Here is a 16,625-nt window from a genome sequence, read left to right on the forward strand (position 1 = left end):
TCTCCGGGTGCGATGATCTGACTATTTTTGAACAACCTGAGTTTCGCCATTCACACCGGCCGGCAATTCCTTATCACGCCATCATGCCTTGGAACGCCCTCAGGCGATCCTGCTCCCCCCAAAATCACCGCATTTTCGGCATGCGACATTTTCTGTCACATACCAGTGCTATCGTTTCCACAAATGAAGCGGAGGTGTCTTATGGAACCGATGGTATTGTTGGGATTGATCGTGGTGGCGTATGGGGGATATGTGGCGTGGCTTGACCTGCGGAAGGAAGTTTCAGCCCTGGTGCCCATCCGTGCCGTCAAGCGGGAGGGACGCGCACGGGTCCGGGATGGCTGCCTGCAATCGCCGGTCAAGAAGGTGGCGGGGGTGTACGTTTGAAATTGCCTTCAACAGGCTGTTCTTGACGTGGGGGATATCCTTTTCCAACTCCTTCAGAAGGCGTTTCATCCGCTTGCGCTGCAGGTCGGCGGTGCCGCAGACCGGGCAGCAGCAACAGACCACCGGCAGGGCGGCTTCCCGGGAAAAGCGGATGATATCCTCCTCGGGCAGATACACCAGCGGCCTGATCACCACGGTCTCGCCGTTGTCCGCCAGCATGGAGGCTGCCATGGACTTGAGCGAGCCGACAAAGAACTGGTTCAGCAACAGCGTCTCGACGAAATCGTCCTGATGGTGCCCCAGGGCCAGCTTGTTGCAGCCCAATTCCTGGGCTGCCGTATAGAGGGCGCCACGCTTGAAGCGCGCACAGATGGAACAGTAGGATGAGCCGGGCCGGCGCTTTTCCTGAATAAGGGCGTAATGCCCGGTGGGCACCATGCGGTAGGTGAAACCGTTCTCCCGCAGGAACCGCTCGATGACGTCCGTGCGGTAGCCGGGATACCCGGAATCGATGTTCACCGCCACAATCTCGAATGAAACGGGCGCGCGCCGCCGCAATTCCTCCAGCAGCAGCAACAGGGTATAGGAATCCTTCCCTCCCGACACCGCCACGGCGACCCGGTCCCCCTCCTCGATCAGGCCAAAATCGGCAACGGCCCGGCCGACCCCATGCCGCAGCTTCCTGAGAAGTCCTCTGTTTTTGAATTCGTCAAGCGCCAACGTCATAGCGTCAAAGACCCCCGTCTCGTTCCACGCGGGCGAAGAACTCCCGCACCAGGGGGGCAAAGGTTTCGTGCTCCAGCAGGAAAGCGTCGTGACCGTATGCGGAGGTGATCAGGTGGTAGTCCACCGGCTTCCCCAGCCCGCGCAGGCACGCCACCATCTCTTCGGTCTGGTAGGGGGGATAGAGCCAGTCGGAGGTGAAAGCGAAGAACTGCACCGGCGCCGCGACCTGGGCAAAGGCCTCGGCCAGCGATTCGCACCCCAGGGCCACGTCATAGAGGTCCAGCGCCTTGGCCAGGTACAGGAAGGAATTGGCGTCGAAGCGGTCCACGAAGTTGTAGCCGTTGTAATTCAGGTAGCGCTCCACCTCGAACTGGCCGAAAAAATCGAACTGGCCGTCCTTGGCCGAGAAGCGCCGGCCGAACTTGGCGTTCATGGATTCGTCCGACAGGAACGTGATGTGGCCGATGCCCCGGGCCAGGGCCAAACCGTCCTTCGGGTTGTGCTTGTACTCCCCCTTGCGCCAGGTGGGGTCGTTGAAGATGGCCCACCGGGCCACGGCGTTGAGGGAGATGGCCTGGGGGGACGGGCGCGGCGTCGTCGCCAGCATGATGGCCGAGGCGACGTTTGCGGGATACTGGGTGACCCACTCCAGGGCCTGCATCCCCCCCATGCTCCCCCCCATGACGCAGAAGAGCTTTTCGATGCCCAGGGCATCGATCAGCAGTTTCTGGGCGCGCACCATGTCGCGCACGGTGACGACCGGAAAGGTGAGGTTGTAGCGTTTGCCGGTTTTGGGGTTAATGGATGTGGGACCGGTGGAACCGTGGCACGAACCGATCACATTGGAGCAGATCACGAAATAACGGTCGGTGTCCAGCAGGCGGCCCGGCCCGACGATGGCGTCCCACCAGCCCGGCTTGGCATCCTCTTCGCGGCGCTTGCCCGCCAAGTGGGCGTCGCCGGTCCAGGCGTGCCCCACCAGGATGGCGTTGGAACGGGATTCGTTGAGACGGCCGTAGGTTTCGTACACGAGGGTGATCGGGGCAAGGATGCGCCCGCTGTCCAGCCTGATGCCGGATTCGAAGGCTCTGGATTGTTCCGTGACGATGCCGACGGACATGAAAACCCCTTCACACGGTATGAGAAGGGGCTGAAACACTGCGTTTACAGCGCACCTCTCATCTTTGCCTTTCGGCAGGAATTAGCACCTGACGCCTCATTGGCCGGTTGCTGTGGCTTCACAGGGCCTTTCCCTCCACCACTCTCGATAAGCAGGTCTATCTAATCAGAATAATGGAAGGGCATGAACATTGTCAATCAAATATGCGGCCCCAGAACGGCACGGTACGGGGATGGGAGAGGGATGCGCACAGAGGAGGCGTTCCCCTTGTCCGGGAGGTGCCGGCAAGACGGAAAAACCTCTCACCGAACGCCCTCCGCGGCGTCAAATTAGCTGGAAAAGGGGCGGGGCATCTGGTATAAAACGTGCTGAAATCATGAAAGATCAAGCACGTCTGAGGAGGTTGTATGAAACGCCTGTTCCTGTTGCCGTTTCTGGCGGTGATGTTCGGCTGCGCCCAGAACCATTTCAATGTGCCCGCGGAACATTTCGCCGCCAAGGTGAAGGTCCTCGGCGTGGCGCCCATCATCGTCGATGTGAACTCCGACATCAGGCACCCCGAGAAAGAGCAACTCGTTGCCCTGCTCGGCGACATGAACCGCAAGTATGAGCAGCAACTCGTACGCAAGCTGAAAGCGACCGGCAACTTCTACACCGTGGCGCTTCTGGACGGCGATCCGCAACGCATCTTCGCCAACCTCCTCTTCCGCAGCGAAAAACGGGACGACGCCACCATACGGTATAACAAATACTTCTGGAAAACCGACGAACTGCGGGACTATCTCAAAAAGAACAACCTGGATGCGGTCATGCTGCTGGTGGTCAGCGGCCTCACCCAGAACGAGAAGGTGTATTCCACGACGCTGCTGTCGTCCCAGACCAGCGACTTTAACTTCCTGATCCTGACCGCGCAGATCCTGGACGGCGACGGCACCATCCTCTGGGAATACCCGAACTTCCGCGGACGGCTCCTGTCGTACTCGCCCCTGATAAACCTCCAGTACCCCGATTTCAGCGAGGCGGAAGCCAATTTTTCCAGCAAGGCGGACCTGAAGTTCAAGACCCTCGACGGCATCAGGCGCACCCTGGACCAGCGGCAAAAGGATCTGTTGCTGCGGGAAACCCAGGAATCGGAGGTCTACGGCAAGCAGTTCGGGGATATCATCTCGCTGCTGAAATACGACTCGGACGACGACAAGAAGGGTACGATGCCGGCCAGCAAGCCGGTGCCCCGCCCCGCGGAACAGCCCAAGCCGGCCGAACAGCCCGCCACACCCGCAGCGGCAAGCCAGCCTGCCGCCGTTGCTCCTGCTGCACCCGTTGCTCCTGCGGCACCGGCCGCGCCGGCCACCGACGAGATCGTCCCCGCCAAGGGGAGCACGTTGTAACGGTTTAACCGGAACTTTCCCGTCCAGTGGGCCGTGCCCGAAACATCAACGCCTTTCCGGCAGTATTCGGAAAGGCGTTATTATTCTCATTCTCAGCGCAGCAGCCATTGGTGCAGGAACGCCCCTCCCAGCCAGAGGACGCCCCCCACTCCCAGTGCCGCCGGCAGCCCCATCCCTTTCCGCAGGCACAGGTATGCCGCCCCAAAAAAGACGCCGGTGGGCACGAGGCCCCACAACACCCCCTTGAGATAGCCGGTGATGAGAGCTCCGTCCCCCGGCCGGTCCGTGGCCAGCCAGGCCAGGACGATCAGGCTGATGAGCGGCATGGTGGCGATCAGCCCTCCCAGCGGCGGGACGCGCCTGCCCAGCAGCACGCAGGCTATGATGATGAGGTTGGCGACGGCAAGCTTCAGCAGGAACATCTGATGATGAGCAGCGACAGGTAATCGGGGGCATGGGCGGCAATCTCGGCAAAATCGGTCAGGACCTTCTGGCGGTCGCTCCCGACCCGCTCTACGAAGACCGTCCCCTGTTCGCGGCCCGTCTGGCGGATGAGTTCCAGAATATCCCCGAAGACCGGCTTCACCTTGAGCAGCACGACCGTTTCGAACCGCGCCAACGCCTCGGCGATCTTGTCCACGCCGGCGGTGGCGGGGATCACCGCCATTTTCTCATCGGCCTCCACCAGGGGTATGCCGGCCGCGGCCGCAGAAGCGTTGACACTGGATATGCCGGGGACGATCTCCAGGGGGACATGGGGGCAGGTCTCCCGCAGGATACGCTGGAGATAGATAAAGGTGGAATAGAACAGGGGGTCGCCGATGGTCACGAAGGCCACATCCTTGCCGGCTTCGGCCCGGACGGCGATCAGGGCGGCCGCCTCCTGCCAGGCGGGCAGCAAGCGGGCCTTGTCCGAGGTCATGGGGAACTGGTGCACAATGACCTCCTGGCGGCTTTCATCCAGAAACCCACGGATCGTCGCCAGGGCGACGCTGGCCTCGGAGGGGTTGGACACCGGCGCCAGGATCACGTCCGCCTGGCGCAGGACGCGCTCGGCCTTGCGGGTCAGCAGTTCGGGGTCGCCGGGGCCGACACCGACGGCAAAGATCGTTGCCATTATTCGCTCCCCTTGCGGGCGGTGATCACGTAGACCGGGTTCTGGGCCTCGAACATCTTGTACTCGGTCAGGTTGCGGGTCTTGGCGATATTGACGCAGGCCGCCTCGGTCGTAAAGCCGTGGTCCTCCAGGAATTCCACCGACTTGGTCAGGGTATCCAGGGTCACGGCGTTCAGCACCACCAGACCTTCCGGCTTGAGACGGCTGTCCACCGTAACGATGATCTCCTCCAGGTGCCCTCCCGACCCGCCGATGAAGACCCGGTCAGGGTCCGGCAGTTCATCCAGAACCTCCGGCGCCTCCCCTTCCACCAGCTTGACGTTGCGGGTCGTGAACTTTTTCAGGTTTTCCCGGATAAAGGCCAGGCACTGGGCGTTCTGCTCCACGGCAAAGATGCGGCCATTGGGCATCAGGTTGGACGCCTCGATGGAAACGGAGCCGCTGCCGGCCCCCACGTCCCACAGCACCAGGTCGTCCTGCAACTGGAGCTTGGCCAGGGTGACGGCCCGCACCTCCTGTTTGGTGATCAGTTTCTTCGAGGTCTGGAACTCCTCATCGTCGATGCCGATCAGGGGGTAGTGGATCAGATTCGGGGCGTAGGTCCGGATCAGGATCAGGATATTGAGGCCGGAAGGCTGCAACGGCAACTCCAGCAGGCCGCGCACCGAGGTCTTGGTGAACTTCTCGCCCGGCAGTCCCAGATCCTCGCACAGCCACGCCTCGTACCCCTCGGCGCCCCGCTCGATAAGCTCGGCGGCGATGGCGGCCGGGGTATTGACCCTGTCGGTCAGCACGCACGCCTTTTCAGCGGCCACGATCTTGTCCACCGCCGGTTGCAGGCCGCGGCCGTGCACCGACACGAAGATGGAGTCGTCCCACGGTTCCTTGATGCGGGCAAAGGCGTACTGCATGCTGGTGACATTGGGGAAGATCTCGATGCGCTCCTTGGCCAGGTTGCGCAGCAGGAAACGGGAAACGCCGAAGAAGGTGGGATCGCCCGAGGCCAGTATGGCCACACGCTTTTCGGTCTTTTTCAGAAAATCCAGGATATCGGAGAGGTCGCCGAAGGGCATCTTTTCGCCGGCAAAATCGGGAAAGCAGTCCAGGTGCCGCTCGTGGCCGATCATCACCTCGGATTTGGCGACAATCTCCAGCGCCTTGGAGCCGAAACCCTCCCAGCCCGTGATGCCCGCCCCCACCAGATAGATCTTCTGCTGTGTCATTGCCTGCGTCCCCCGCATGGGATTCAAACCTGCCTGTGGGCAGGGACTATAGCATCCCGGCCGGCAAAAATCATCTCTTTACTACCCGCCGTCAGCGCGTGTTCTCCTTAATCACCTGCCCCGGGCTGACAAAGGAGATCCCCTGGCCGGATTTGGCGCCGATCATGACGCATTCCACGATGGGCGCGTTGATGACCTTGGGGGCGTCCCAGCGGACGACGAAACTGGCCCCGAACCCACCGGCCGTATCCTGCTCCCCCAGGTAGATGTACGTCGATCCCAGCGGCGGCAGCGTCAGCGGCGCGGCAAGGTGCGAGCGGAGCAGTTTGCCGCCGGTGTCGTAGTAGTCTATGGCGGTGACCCGCACCTGGTTGTGCAGATCCACATTCCGGATGCTCAGCATGGTCGCCAGGCTGAAAGGCAGCGCTTTCGGCCCGCTGAAGACATTGGAGTAGACCGGCACGTACATGGTCTGCCCCCTGGAAAGCCGGTATTCGCCCGCGTTGGGGGCGGCCGAAGCCGGGATGTGGCTGAAGATGGCCAGGACAAGGGCCATCCCTGCCAACACGATGCGTGGGTGCTGTTTCATGTCATGCTCCTCAAGGGGGTCTGGAAGTCCATGGCCGATCCGCGTCAGGCGGAGACGAGCCGCAGGTACTCCCGTTCGCTGACCAGGTCGCGATTGTTTGCGACCCGGTCGAGGAAGACCAGGCCGCTTATGTGATCGTATTCATGCTGGAAGACGCGGGCGATAAAGCCGGACAGCTCCTCTTCGCACACCTCGCCCCTGCGGGACCGGTAGCGTACGCCGATGCGCAGGCTGCGCGGCACGAGGCCGCGGATGCCGGGCACGCTGAGGCACCCTTCCCACCCCGCTTCGGTCTCATCCGATTGCCAGATGATTTCCGGGTCGAGCATGGCGGTGGGCGCCATTGCCGGGGCCTGGGGGTAGCGGGGATTGGGGCGGGAGGCCACGATGAAGAGGCGCAACGGCTCGTAGACCTGGGGAGCGGCGATGCCGACACCATTGGCCTCGGTCATGGTCGCCAGCATATCCTCGATCAGCGCCTGGAGGAGCGGATCGGCCGGATCGCCGACACGGGCGGTTTCCTGGCGGAGGACCGGCTGGCCCAGTTGGGCGATCTGGCGAAGAATCGGCATGACACTATCCCCTTTCCCCTCTTAGCCCGGCACGTGCAGCGTACCGAGGATCGTGGTGCAAACCATGTCGTGCCCAAGCCCGTGGCAGTCAATCACCACATCGGCGCACGCCAGGTAGAGCCTGCGGCGCTCTTCGAAGAGTTCGGCAAAGCTCTGGTCCGGGTGTTTCGCGATCCCCCTCCTCCCCAGGTCCAGAGCCCGCGACTCCAGGGTGGGCAGGTCAACATCCAGGAAAACGACGACCCCGTTCTCGGCCAGATGCGCCATGGCGGCCCGGCTATAGACGGCGCTTCCCCCCGTGGCGATGACGTGCCCCCGGCACTCCAGGCCGAGCAGGATGCGTTCTTCGATCTCCCGTAGGGCCAGATACCCCTGGGAGTCGATGATGTTCTGGAGCGAGCGGTGCTCGCAACTCTGGATCAGGACGTCGGTGTCGATGAAGTCCAGCGAGGCCAGCTTGGCGAGGATCACGCCCACCGTGCTCTTACCCGCCCCCGGCATGCCGATCAGCACGATATTGGCGACATCGCCCCGCCGGTCAGACATCTGCCGCCGCCCCTCCCAGCTTGCCCTGCACGCTCTTCACCTTATCCTCCATGGTCTGGATCCGGTCCGTGCGCGTCCCCACCCGCAGGGTCGTGGAGATCCGGGGGGCGCCCATGCCGTGCACCACCTCATGGCACCGTTTGACCGCCGCGAAGACCGCATCCCACTCGCCTTCGATATTCGTCCCGTTGGCGTGCAACACCGCTTTCAGGCCCGACTGGGAAATAACCTTTTCACAGGCCGCCACATACGGGGACAACGACACGCCCACCCCTATGGGCACGATGCACAAATCCACGATCACGTTCATAAAGAACCTCCCCCCCCGCCACCCTGCCGAACCGGACGGGGCACCGGAATGCCTGCCGCAAACCCGACGCCCGCCCCACACCGGCCGGTCCCCGGACTTCTTGCTTATTATAGCATTTGTTTTAAGATTGCTATATTCTTGTTTGCCATTTTGGTCCCGGGCGAGCCGCTTGCAGCCTGCACCGTTGGAGAGGTGAACCGTTCTCCATGTCCATACGAAAGCACATCATCATCCTGATCGTCCTGATGACGGTCGTCCCCGTCGGAATCATCGCCTATTCGAGCGTCAGGGACCGCGCCCATGACATTGAAGAGGCACGGGTCCTGGCCGCCGGACTTGCCAACCAGATCGCCAACAACCAGAACATCCTCGTAGCGGGCGTCGAGCAGCTCTTGATCACCCTGACCAACCTGCCGTCGGTCCAGCGGCACCGCGGGCCGGAGACCAGCACCCTGCTCGCCGAAATCATCAGATTGAATCCCCAATACGGCACCATCGGCTTGCAGGACCTCTCCGGCAGCCTGTGGGCGTCGGCAATACCCGCCACAAGCCCCACCCTTTACGGCGATCGGCGGCATGCCCGGAACGCGATCTCGTCGGGGGGGCTCTCTTCGGGCGAATATGCGGTCGACAGCCAACTCAAGACACCGAGCATCAGCTTCGGCTACCCGGTCAAAGACGGCTCCGGGCGGGTCACCGGAGCGGCAACGGTCGCCATTGCCCTTGAAAAGTACAAGGACCTGCTCAAAAACAGCATCACCTATCCCGGCTCCTCCATCCTCCTGGTCGACCACCGGGGCATCATCCTTTATTCGGCGACCAGCCCCGGCCTCGTCGGCAAAAAAGATCGGGCCGACCTGTTCAGACGCATGCATGACGGCCCCGACGAAGGCTCGTTCGAAGCGTTCGGCAACACGGAGGTCAAGCGCATATTCGCCTACCGGAAGCTCCGCCTGCAGGGGGAGCGGACGCCGTACCTCTATATCCGTGCCGGCGTAAGGAAGGAACTGGTCGTAGGCCAGACGCGCGACACTCTTCGGCTTGACGTGGGGTTGCTGCTCTCGCTGATGCTGCTCATGATCGGCGCGGCATGGTATATCAACCAAAAAAGCGTCGTGGAAAAGGTCGATGCACTCCTGGCGGCATCACGCAGCCTGGCCCGGGGGGATCTGTCCGTCAGGATCGCCGACAGGATCCCCGGCGGGGAGTTGGGAGAACTGGGGCATGCCTTTGACGACATGGCGAAGCGCCTGGCCAGCCACATCGACGACCTCACTCGGACGCAGGGGGCGTTGCGGGAAAGCGAGGAACGCTTCCGGTCGATCATCGAATTCTCCCCCAACATGATCATGGTCCATGCGCACGGGAGGTACGTCTACCTGAACCCGACCGCCGTGGCAAAGCTCGGCGCCAGGGAGCCGCAGGAACTGATCGGCAGGCCGGTCTCCGAAACGCTTCACGCCGATTTCCTCGATCCTGTGCAGGGACGGGCCGGCGTGAGCCACGATGGGAATGCGGCCCCCCTCGCACAGGAAGGAAAACTGCTCCGGCTGGACGGCAGCGTCTTCGATGCGGAAATCACCGGCATGCCCTTCAGCTACAACAACGAAAGGGCGGTACTGACCGTCGCCGTCGACATCACCGCGCGCAAGAAAATGGAGCGTGAGCTGCAACGGGCCAAGGAGGTGGCCGATGCCGCCAACAGGGCAAAAAGCGAGTTTTTGGCCAACATGAGCCATGAGATCCGCACCCCCATGAACGGCATCATGGGCATGGCCAGCCTCCTGGGCCTGACCGGACTCACCGCCGAACAGAAGGAGTACCTGGAGGGGATCATGGACTCCTCGCAGATCCTGTTGTCGCTCATCAACGATGTGCTCGACCTGTCCAAGATCGAAGCCGGCAAAATCGAACTGGAATCCGCATCATTCGGCCTGCGGGACAGCATCGGCAGCGTGGTCCGGGCCCAGGCGCCCCGCATCCAGGCCAAAGGGCTCGCCCTGGAGACCGTCGTGTCCGACCAACTCCCCGATGCGCTGCTGGGGGACCAGCTCCGCCTGAAGCAGATCCTGCTCAATCTGATCGGCAACGCCATCAAGTTTACGGAGCACGGTTCCCTGACCGTTTCCGCCCATCTGCTCGAACGCCATGAAAATATCGTCTTTCTGTGGCTCAGCGTTGCCGATACCGGCATCGGCATCAGGCCGGAAGCCATGGAGCGGATCTTCACCCCTTTCAGCCAGGCGGACACCTCCACCACGCGAAAATACGGCGGGACGGGGCTGGGGCTTTCAATCTGCCGCCAGTTGGCGGAGCTCATGGGGGGCAGGATCTGGGCGGAGAGCAGGGAGGGAGAGGGAAGCACCTTCCACGTGGTCATCCCCTTTGTGGTCGCGGACCTGCCCGCCGATAGCGGCCTGCCGTCATGATGGACGCGGCGGGCCGGGGCTCCCTCACCGCCGGCATCATCACCCGCCAAATTCCAGCGCCGCCCACCAGGCGGCAATGACCGTAACGGCGCTGAGCGCTGCCAGCAGGGCGCTCAGCAGGCGGCCGGGACGGCCGTACCTCCCCAGCAGATATTCCGTCACCAGCCCGAGGCAGGTCCCGAACAGGAAGCCGAACAGGTGCGCCCCCAGATCGGTGTTTTTCCCCTCCGTGCCGAGCAGGGCCAACAGGGCCAGGGCCGACGCCACGGGGAGCGGCCAGCGCCGTTGCAACTGTTGCCGGTACCGCACCAGGGTGAGCGCCGCCAGGATGCCCACGGCGCCGAAGACCGCGGTGGAGGCCCCCACGGAGCCGTGGCCGGGCGCCTGCACGTAGGCGTTGGCCAGGTTGCCGAGGATTCCGGCCCCCAAGAGCAGGCTCCAGGCCAAACCGGAGCCGAGTTCGCGGCAGAGGAAAAGGACAAAGATCCCGCCGATGGCCAGGTTGCTCATCAGGTGGACGCTGTCGGCGTGCAACGTCAGGGCGGTGACGAGCCGCCACCACTGCCCCCCCCTGATCTCGGCGGCCTGGGCGGTGCCGAGCGCGACCCAGTCCGGCTGGGCGACGGTGAGCAGCATACCGTCCAGTTGGGTCAGGTTGTGGAAGGTGGCGAGAAGCACCAGGACGGAGAGGGTCGCCAGGGTGTTCTCCGCCAGCGGGTGGTGGGGAGGGGCCGCCGGGGGCCAGTCGCGGTTTTTCTCCTCGAAGAGCCGCAACTCTTCCCGGGCCCTCTCCAGCTGCCCGGCCGGCACCAGCAGGTAGAGGCTTCCCCCGCTGCGTTCAAGGCGGCACGGCACGGAGCGGGCATCAAGGACCAGCGCCCAGAGCTGGACCCGCCCCGGGAAGGAGTCACCGGCCGCCCCGCGGAAGGCCCGGGAGCCACCTCCAACCATTCTTCCTCATATGCCTCGCGCATTTCTCCCGTATGCTCCATGCAGTAACTATAACCACCACTGCCGCACTTTACCAGGGCAACGGCGAAAATTTGCCCCTTTGTCCGCGGAGAGGGCCGGCGAGCCGCCGCGCATGCAGGTCCATCCTCCGCGCACTTGACATCCTCACAACAAATAGGTATTATTCTTACATAGTAACGATTCATTTCGACCTGGAAGAAGGATGCACCATGGACGCTTTAGCGGAACAAGTGAGACGGTTTGGGGATGCCTGCCGGGCAGCCGGCCTCAAGCTCACCCACCAGCGTCTGGAGATTTTCCGCGAACTGGCGCGGTCCGCCGATCATCCCTCTGCGGAAGCGCTCCATCAACGGCTGCGCCAAAAGATCCCCACCCTGTCGCTGGATACGGTGTACCGGACACTGGCAACCTTCGCGCGACATGGTATGATTACCAAGGTGGAAACCGTCGAGAGCCAGGGGCGCTTCGAGGTGACGCTGGCTCCCCACCATCACCTGATCTGCGGCAGATGCAACACGATCATGGACTTCCAGTGGCCCTCCATGGACGAGGCCCCCTCCCGGAAGTGGCCAAGGAATGGGGCAGGATCGACAACCGGAGCGTGGTGGTCTACGGGATCTGCAAAAGCTGTCTGGACGGATAGCGGCCGGTATTTTTTTTGGCACGATTATAGTAATTTTTACTATCTACTAATTATACTTAAAAACTTTTCATGCATCGGCAGTAATGTTCAAGGGAGGGCCAACCGTTTCACGCGGTATGACCAGGCATAATCCACCATGAAAGGAGAGTCGAGATGAGTAACGAGAGCAGATGCCCGGTAACGGGCGCAGGTGGCAGGCCCACCGCCGGCAAGGGGCCTTCGAACCGGGACTGGTGGCCGAACCAGGTGAACCTCAGGATCCTGCACCAGCATTCCTCCCTGTCCAATCCGATGGGGGAAGCCTTCAACTACGCCGATGAGTTTAAAAAGCTCGACCTGGCGGCGGTGAAGAAGGACCTCTTTGCGCTGATGGCCGACTCGCAGGCGTGGTGGCCGGCTGATTACGGCCACTACGGGCCGCTCTTCATCCGCATGGCCTGGCACAGCGCGGGCACCTACCGCACCGGCGACGGCCGCGGGGGCGCGGGGTCGGGCGGCCAGCGCTTTGCGCCCCTCAACAGTTGGCCGGACAACGTCAACCTCGACAAAGCGCGCCGTCTGCTCTGGCCGGTCAAGCAGAAATACGGCAGGAAGATCTCCTGGGCCGACCTGTTGATCCTCGCCGGCAACTGCGCCCTGGAGTCCATGGGGTTCAAGACCTTCGGCTTCGGCGGCGGGCGTGAAGACGTGTGGGAACCGGAAGAGGATATCTACTGGGGGGGTGAAAAGGAGTGGCTGGCCACGAGCGACAAGCCCAACAGCCGCTACTCCGGCGAGCGGGATCTGGAAAACCCCCTCGCCGCCGTACAGATGGGGCTGATCTACGTGAACCCGGAAGGGCCGGACGGCAACCCGGACCCGGTCGCCTCCGGCCGTGACGTTCGCGAGACCTTCGCGCGCATGGCCATGAACGACGAGGAGACGGTCGCCCTCATCGCCGGCGGGCACACCTTCGGCAAGTGCCACGGCGCCGGACCTGCATCGCACGTGGGCCCGGAACCCGAGGCCGCACCCATCGAAGAACAGGGCCTCGGCTGGAGGAGCAGCTTCGGCAGCGGCAAAGGCGGCGACACCATCGGCAGCGGCATCGAGGGTGCATGGAAAGCGAACCCGACCACGTGGGACATGGGCTACCTGAACACGCTGTTCAAGTACGAGTGGGAGTTGGTGAAGAGCCCGGCCGGCGCGCATCAGTGGCTGGCCAAGGACGTGGCCGACGGGGACCTGGTGGTCGATGCCCACGACCCGTCGAAGAAACGCCGGCCGATGATGACCACGGCGGACCTCTCCCTGCGCTTCGACCCGATCTATGAGCCGATCGCGCGGCACTACCAGCAGAACCCCGACAAATTCGCGGACGCCTTCGCCAGGGCGTGGTTCAAGCTGACCCACCGCGACATGGGGCCGCGCTCGCGCTATCTCGGCGCGGAAGTGCCCCAGGAAGACCTCCTGTGGCAAGACCCGGTCCCCCCGGTCACCTATGGCTTGATCGACGAAGGTGACATCGCCGCCCTCAAGGGTACGATCCTCGCTTCGGGGCTGTCCGTATCCCAACTGGTCTCCACGGCGTGGGCATCGGCGGCCACGTTCCGCGGCTCCGACAAGCGGGGCGGGGCGAACGGCGCGCGCATCCGCCTTGCGCCGCAAAGGGATTGGGAAGTCAACCAGCCGGCCCGGCTGAGGGCCGTGCTGCAGACCCTCGAGGGGATACAAAAGGAGTTCAACGGGGCCCAGTCCGGCGGGAAGATGGTTTCACTCGCCGACCTGATCGTGCTGGGGGGATGCGCCGGCGTCGAGCAGGCGGCGCGGAATGCCGGCCATGCGGTGACCGTCCCCTTTGCGCCGGGACGCACGGATGCGCTTCAGGAGCAGACCGACGTGGCGGCGTTCACCGTCCTCGAACCGGTTGCGGACGGATTCCGCAACTACCTCAAAACCAGGTACTCCGTATCGGCGGAGGAGTTGCTGGTTGACCGGGCGCAACTGTTGACGCTGACCGCCCCCGAGATGACGGTTCTCCTTGGCGGCCTGCGCGTCCTGGACGCCAACTTCGGCCAAACCCGGCACGGCGTCTTCACCAAGCGGCCCGGGGCGCTCACCAACGACTTCTTCGTGAACCTGCTCGACATGGGCACCGCGTGGCAGGCGGCCCCGGAAGCCGACGACGTGTTCGAGGGGCGGGATCGCACGAGCGGTGAACTCAAGTGGACCGCCACCCGCGTCGATCTCATCTTCGGCTCCAACTCCCAGCTTCGGGCCCTGGCGGAGGCCTACGGATGCCAGGACTCCCAGGAGAAGTTCCTGCACGACTTTGTGGCGGCATGGGAAAAAGTGATGAACCTTGACCGCTTCGACCTCGCCTGAGCATGGCATACGCCCTTTCGAGGGATGCTGACAGGACGACGGCACAAGGCCGTCCCGGCAGGAATCGGTGCCGGGGCGGCCTTGTGTTGCTACCCGCCTCGTTTCCGGGCACGAGGCGCAGTCGGCAGCGGAGCCGCCATGCTCACGGCTCCGGGCAGCTTTCCCCTTCCGTTGTCCGGGGGCAGTGCTGCAGATCCTCCCGATCCCGGGGCGAGCCCTCCGGCCACAGGCCGATCCAGGCGTGGACGGCGTCCTGATCGAAACCGACCATGCGCCGCTGGCCCGACTGCATCAGGGGGCGCCTGATGAGGAGCGGCTCCTCCAGCATGGCGGCGATGGCGCTGTCCGGCTCCATCTGCTCCGGGACCACCTGGCCGCTCTTCACCCGCGGTGCGGCCCGGTTGAACCACTCCCGAACCGGCAGGGCACCGAAAAACGCCACAAGCTCCTCCGCAGTCCAGGGATGGGTAAGGATGCTGCGCTCCGCCAGCTCATGCCCCGCAGCCCGCAGCAACGCCTTCTGTTTCGTATTGTTGATGCATCCCGGTTTTTCGTAGAAAATCACCCGCGCCATGGCCACCTCCTCGTAATTTGGGTAGGCGGGATCTGAACGTCATCCCGCCTGGTGGATCGTTTTGCCCCCGCCTGGAAACGGAAAGAGGCGACACCATGGTCGCCTCCCCCTGTTACTTCTCTTGCATGGATCAAATCGGACCTACCGCATCAATTCGAATTGGCGATCCTCGCACGTATCGTCCTTGATATCGATGAACTTGTTGCAAATCTCGGTCATCATGTTGATGGCGCCCTGGTAACCGATCAGCGGGTAGCGATGCTTGTTGACCCGGTCGAAGATCGGGAAACCGAAGCGGAACAGCGGGACCTTTGCATCACGGGCGGCGAACTTGCCATGGGAATCGCCGATGATGCCGTCCACCGGATCGGTCATCAAAAGGCTCCGCAGGTGCCACAGGTCCTTGTTCATGTAGATTTTGCACCCCTGGCCGAACGGGGAGCTGTCCAACAGAGCCTGCAGTTCCTTTTCGACCTTCTTGTTACCCCTGCTGCACAGGATGTGGTGCGGACGGGCCCCCACCTCCAGCAGGAAGGAGACGTAACCCATCAGGTAGTCAGGGTCTCCGTACACGGCAAACTTCTTGTTGTGGATATACTGGTGGGAGTCGGTGATGGCGTCCACGGCGCGGCCGCGCTCGTTCTTCAGGGAGGCCGGCACTTCCTTGCCGAACAGCTCGGCCACCTTCATGATGAAGGCGTCGGTCTTCGCGATCCCCATGGGCATCGGCAGGGTGGCATGCTTGCCGGAGTAGTTGTCCTTGATCCAGCCAAAGGTCTTGGCGGTGGAATAGGAACCGATGGCGATGGTGGCCTTGCCGTTGATGGAGTCGGCGGCATCCTCCAGCTTGGTGCCCCCGGCATAGATATGGTAGCTGCCGTCGCAGGGCGAATCAAAGCTTTCTGAGATATCGGCCAGGATCGTGTGGGGGACGCCGAAGGCTTCAAGGATACGCTTGTACTCGCGATAGTCGCCGGTATTGAAGTCGCAGCCCGCGATCAGGTTGAGCTTGCCGGTGCAGCGCCCCTCAACCTGTTTCCCCTCGGTCAGGGTCTGCAGGATCGAGACCAGCATGGAATCATAGCCATGGATATGGGTACCGTTGAAGCTGGGGGTATTGGCATAGGGGATCGGCATTTCCTTGGGCACGAACCCCTTCTGCTTGGCGTTCTTGATGAAGGCGGTCAGGTCGTCGCCGATGACCTCCGGCATGCAGGAGGTGAAGACCGCGATCATCTTCGGCTTGTAGATGGTATTGGCGTTTTCCAGCCCCTCGTGCAGGTTGTTCTGGCCGCCGAACACCGCGCCGTCCTCGGTCATGGCGTCCGATACGGCCGGTGCCGGCTCACGGAAGTGGCGGTTGAGGGTCGAACGGTAGTAGGAGGCACACCCCTGGGAACCGTGTACGAATGGCAGCGTCCCCTCGAAACCGTGGGCTGCCAGTTGGGCGCCCAGCGGCTGGCAGGCGTGGGCCGGGTTGATCACCAGCGCCTGGCGGGCAAAGTTCTTCTCTTTATATTCTTCCGTGTTGATCCATTCCTTGACCCGCTCGATCTCTTCCGGCGGTGTCTCGACGATCTTTTTGACTTCAAGTCCCAGTGCGTTTGACATGATTTATCTCTCCTTAAGCCGTCCGGGACCAATCTGTCCACGGTACGGTATTGA

Annotated in this window: 16 protein-coding genes and 1 riboswitch; of the genes, 4 read left to right on the forward strand and 12 right to left on the reverse strand. The window is 62.9% G+C overall.

Annotated elements, in window-relative coordinates; translation table 11 throughout:
* Window positions 1-282: 282 nt before the first annotated feature.
* A complete protein-coding gene (ttcA, locus tag FO488_RS16765) occupies window positions 283-1,113 on the reverse strand; it encodes a tRNA 2-thiocytidine(32) synthetase TtcA (RefSeq protein ID WP_149211604.1) in 831 nt (276 codons plus the stop codon).
* 4 nt (window positions 1,114-1,117) lie between these two features.
* Window positions 1,118-2,233 (reverse strand): homoserine O-acetyltransferase, encoded by a 1,116-nt coding sequence (locus FO488_RS16770; protein WP_149211605.1) that lies wholly within the window; start codon window positions 2,231-2,233, stop codon window positions 1,118-1,120.
* Between the two features lie 55 nt (window positions 2,234-2,288).
* Window positions 2,289-2,387: riboswitch (SAM riboswitch) on the reverse strand.
* 253 nt (window positions 2,388-2,640) lie between these two features.
* On the opposite strand from FO488_RS16770, the gene FO488_RS16775 reads away from it, so the two are divergent.
* Window positions 2,641-3,621, forward strand: coding sequence for a hypothetical protein (locus tag FO488_RS16775; RefSeq protein WP_205743297.1), 981 nt, complete (start codon window positions 2,641-2,643; stop codon window positions 3,619-3,621).
* A 92-nt stretch (window positions 3,622-3,713) separates the two neighbouring features.
* On the opposite strand, the gene FO488_RS16780 is transcribed toward FO488_RS16775, so the two are convergent.
* From FO488_RS16780 to FO488_RS16810, 7 genes are all read right to left on the reverse strand, one after another.
* Window positions 3,714-4,043, reverse strand: coding sequence for a DUF3147 family protein (locus tag FO488_RS16780; RefSeq protein WP_149211606.1), 330 nt, complete (start codon window positions 4,041-4,043; stop codon window positions 3,714-3,716).
* A complete protein-coding gene (gene cobI, locus FO488_RS16785) occupies window positions 4,031-4,738 on the reverse strand; it encodes a precorrin-2 C(20)-methyltransferase (RefSeq protein WP_149211607.1) in 708 nt (235 codons plus the stop codon). The genes FO488_RS16780 and cobI overlap by 13 nt, the downstream gene beginning before the upstream one ends.
* Window positions 4,738-5,961 carry a precorrin-6y C5,15-methyltransferase (decarboxylating) subunit CbiE gene (gene cbiE, locus FO488_RS16790; protein WP_149211608.1) on the reverse strand — a complete coding sequence of 408 codons (1,224 nt, stop codon included), beginning with the start codon at window positions 5,959-5,961 and terminating at the stop codon, window positions 4,738-4,740. Before cbiE ends, cobI begins: the two co-directional genes overlap by 1 nt.
* Before the next feature lie 91 nt (window positions 5,962-6,052).
* Window positions 6,053-6,550, reverse strand: a complete 498-nt coding sequence (locus tag FO488_RS16795; RefSeq protein WP_240732014.1) for a DUF3124 domain-containing protein — start codon at window positions 6,548-6,550, stop codon at window positions 6,053-6,055.
* A gap of 44 nt (window positions 6,551-6,594) precedes the next feature.
* Window positions 6,595-7,122, reverse strand: coding sequence for a peptide deformylase (gene def / locus FO488_RS16800; protein ID WP_149211609.1), 528 nt, complete (start codon window positions 7,120-7,122; stop codon window positions 6,595-6,597).
* Between the two features lie 21 nt (window positions 7,123-7,143).
* Window positions 7,144-7,668 carry a shikimate kinase gene (locus FO488_RS16805; RefSeq protein WP_149211610.1) on the reverse strand — a complete coding sequence of 175 codons (525 nt, stop codon included), beginning with the start codon at window positions 7,666-7,668 and terminating at the stop codon, window positions 7,144-7,146.
* Complete coding sequence (locus FO488_RS16810) at window positions 7,661-7,978, reverse strand: MTH1187 family thiamine-binding protein (RefSeq protein ID WP_149211611.1); 318 nt, start codon at window positions 7,976-7,978, stop codon at window positions 7,661-7,663. The genes FO488_RS16805 and FO488_RS16810 overlap by 8 nt, the downstream gene beginning before the upstream one ends.
* Window positions 7,979-8,184: 206 nt before the next feature.
* Between FO488_RS16810 and FO488_RS16815 the strand changes: the two genes are divergently transcribed.
* A complete protein-coding gene (locus tag FO488_RS16815) occupies window positions 8,185-10,407 on the forward strand; it encodes an ATP-binding protein (protein WP_149211612.1) in 2,223 nt (740 codons plus the stop codon).
* Window positions 10,408-10,446: 39 nt separating this feature from the next.
* On the opposite strand, the gene FO488_RS16820 is transcribed toward FO488_RS16815, so the two are convergent.
* The gene (locus FO488_RS16820) at window positions 10,447-11,358 is read right to left on the reverse strand and encodes a rhomboid family intramembrane serine protease (protein WP_149211613.1); all 912 of its coding nucleotides are present in this window, start codon (window positions 11,356-11,358) and stop codon (window positions 10,447-10,449) included.
* Between the two features lie 230 nt (window positions 11,359-11,588).
* Here FO488_RS16820 and FO488_RS16825 point away from each other — a divergent pair, with 230 nt between their 5' ends.
* Entirely contained in the window at window positions 11,589-12,152 is a 564-nt protein-coding gene (locus tag FO488_RS16825) for a Fur family transcriptional regulator (RefSeq protein ID WP_240732021.1), read from the forward strand.
* 23 nt (window positions 12,153-12,175) lie between these two features.
* Entirely contained in the window at window positions 12,176-14,386 is a 2,211-nt protein-coding gene (gene katG, locus FO488_RS16830) for a catalase/peroxidase HPI (protein WP_149211614.1), read from the forward strand.
* Between the two features lie 142 nt (window positions 14,387-14,528).
* Here the strand turns inward: katG and FO488_RS16835 are convergent, their stop codons facing one another.
* Together FO488_RS16835 and nifK are read right to left on the reverse strand one after the other, a co-directional pair.
* Window positions 14,529-14,960 carry an ArsC/Spx/MgsR family protein gene (locus FO488_RS16835; protein ID WP_149211615.1) on the reverse strand — a complete coding sequence of 144 codons (432 nt, stop codon included), beginning with the start codon at window positions 14,958-14,960 and terminating at the stop codon, window positions 14,529-14,531.
* Window positions 14,961-15,101: 141 nt separating this feature from the next.
* A complete protein-coding gene (gene nifK / locus FO488_RS16840) occupies window positions 15,102-16,571 on the reverse strand; it encodes a nitrogenase molybdenum-iron protein subunit beta (RefSeq protein ID WP_149211616.1) in 1,470 nt (489 codons plus the stop codon).
* Between the last annotated feature and the right edge of the window lie 54 nt (window positions 16,572-16,625).

The sequence above is a fragment of the Geobacter sp. FeAm09 genome (genome assembly GCF_008330225.1).
Classification (GTDB): domain Bacteria; phylum Desulfobacterota; class Desulfuromonadia; order Geobacterales; family Pseudopelobacteraceae; genus Oryzomonas.

Bases quoted from the DNA above. Each gene is read 5' to 3' on its own strand.
- FO488_RS16825 (WP_240732021.1), top strand. From the start codon at position 11,589: ATGGACGCTTTAGCGGAACAAGTGAGACGGTTTGGGGATGCCTGCCGG.
- FO488_RS16835 (WP_149211615.1), bottom strand. From the start codon at position 14,960: ATGGCGCGGGTGATTTTCTACGAAAAACCGGGATGCATCAACAATACG.
- katG (WP_149211614.1), top strand. From the start codon at position 12,176: ATGAGTAACGAGAGCAGATGCCCGGTAACGGGCGCAGGTGGCAGGCCC.
- cobI (WP_149211607.1), bottom strand. From the start codon at position 4,738: ATGGCAACGATCTTTGCCGTCGGTGTCGGCCCCGGCGACCCCGAACTG.
- FO488_RS16795 (WP_240732014.1), bottom strand. From the start codon at position 6,550: ATGAAACAGCACCCACGCATCGTGTTGGCAGGGATGGCCCTTGTCCTG.
- FO488_RS16770 (WP_149211605.1), bottom strand. From the start codon at position 2,233: ATGTCCGTCGGCATCGTCACGGAACAATCCAGAGCCTTCGAATCCGGC.
- FO488_RS16805 (WP_149211610.1), bottom strand. From the start codon at position 7,668: ATGTCTGACCGGCGGGGCGATGTCGCCAATATCGTGCTGATCGGCATG.
- ttcA (WP_149211604.1), bottom strand. From the start codon at position 1,113: ATGACGTTGGCGCTTGACGAATTCAAAAACAGAGGACTTCTCAGGAAG.
- FO488_RS16810 (WP_149211611.1), bottom strand. From the start codon at position 7,978: ATGAACGTGATCGTGGATTTGTGCATCGTGCCCATAGGGGTGGGCGTG.
- FO488_RS16815 (WP_149211612.1), top strand. From the start codon at position 8,185: ATGTCCATACGAAAGCACATCATCATCCTGATCGTCCTGATGACGGTC.
- def (WP_149211609.1), bottom strand. From the start codon at position 7,122: ATGCCGATTCTTCGCCAGATCGCCCAACTGGGCCAGCCGGTCCTCCGC.
- cbiE (WP_149211608.1), bottom strand. From the start codon at position 5,961: ATGACACAGCAGAAGATCTATCTGGTGGGGGCGGGCATCACGGGCTGG.
- FO488_RS16820 (WP_149211613.1), bottom strand. From the start codon at position 11,358: ATGGTTGGAGGTGGCTCCCGGGCCTTCCGCGGGGCGGCCGGTGACTCC.
- FO488_RS16780 (WP_149211606.1), bottom strand. From the start codon at position 4,043: ATGTTCCTGCTGAAGCTTGCCGTCGCCAACCTCATCATCATAGCCTGC.
- nifK (WP_149211616.1), bottom strand. From the start codon at position 16,571: ATGTCAAACGCACTGGGACTTGAAGTCAAAAAGATCGTCGAGACACCG.
- FO488_RS16775 (WP_205743297.1), top strand. From the start codon at position 2,641: ATGAAACGCCTGTTCCTGTTGCCGTTTCTGGCGGTGATGTTCGGCTGC.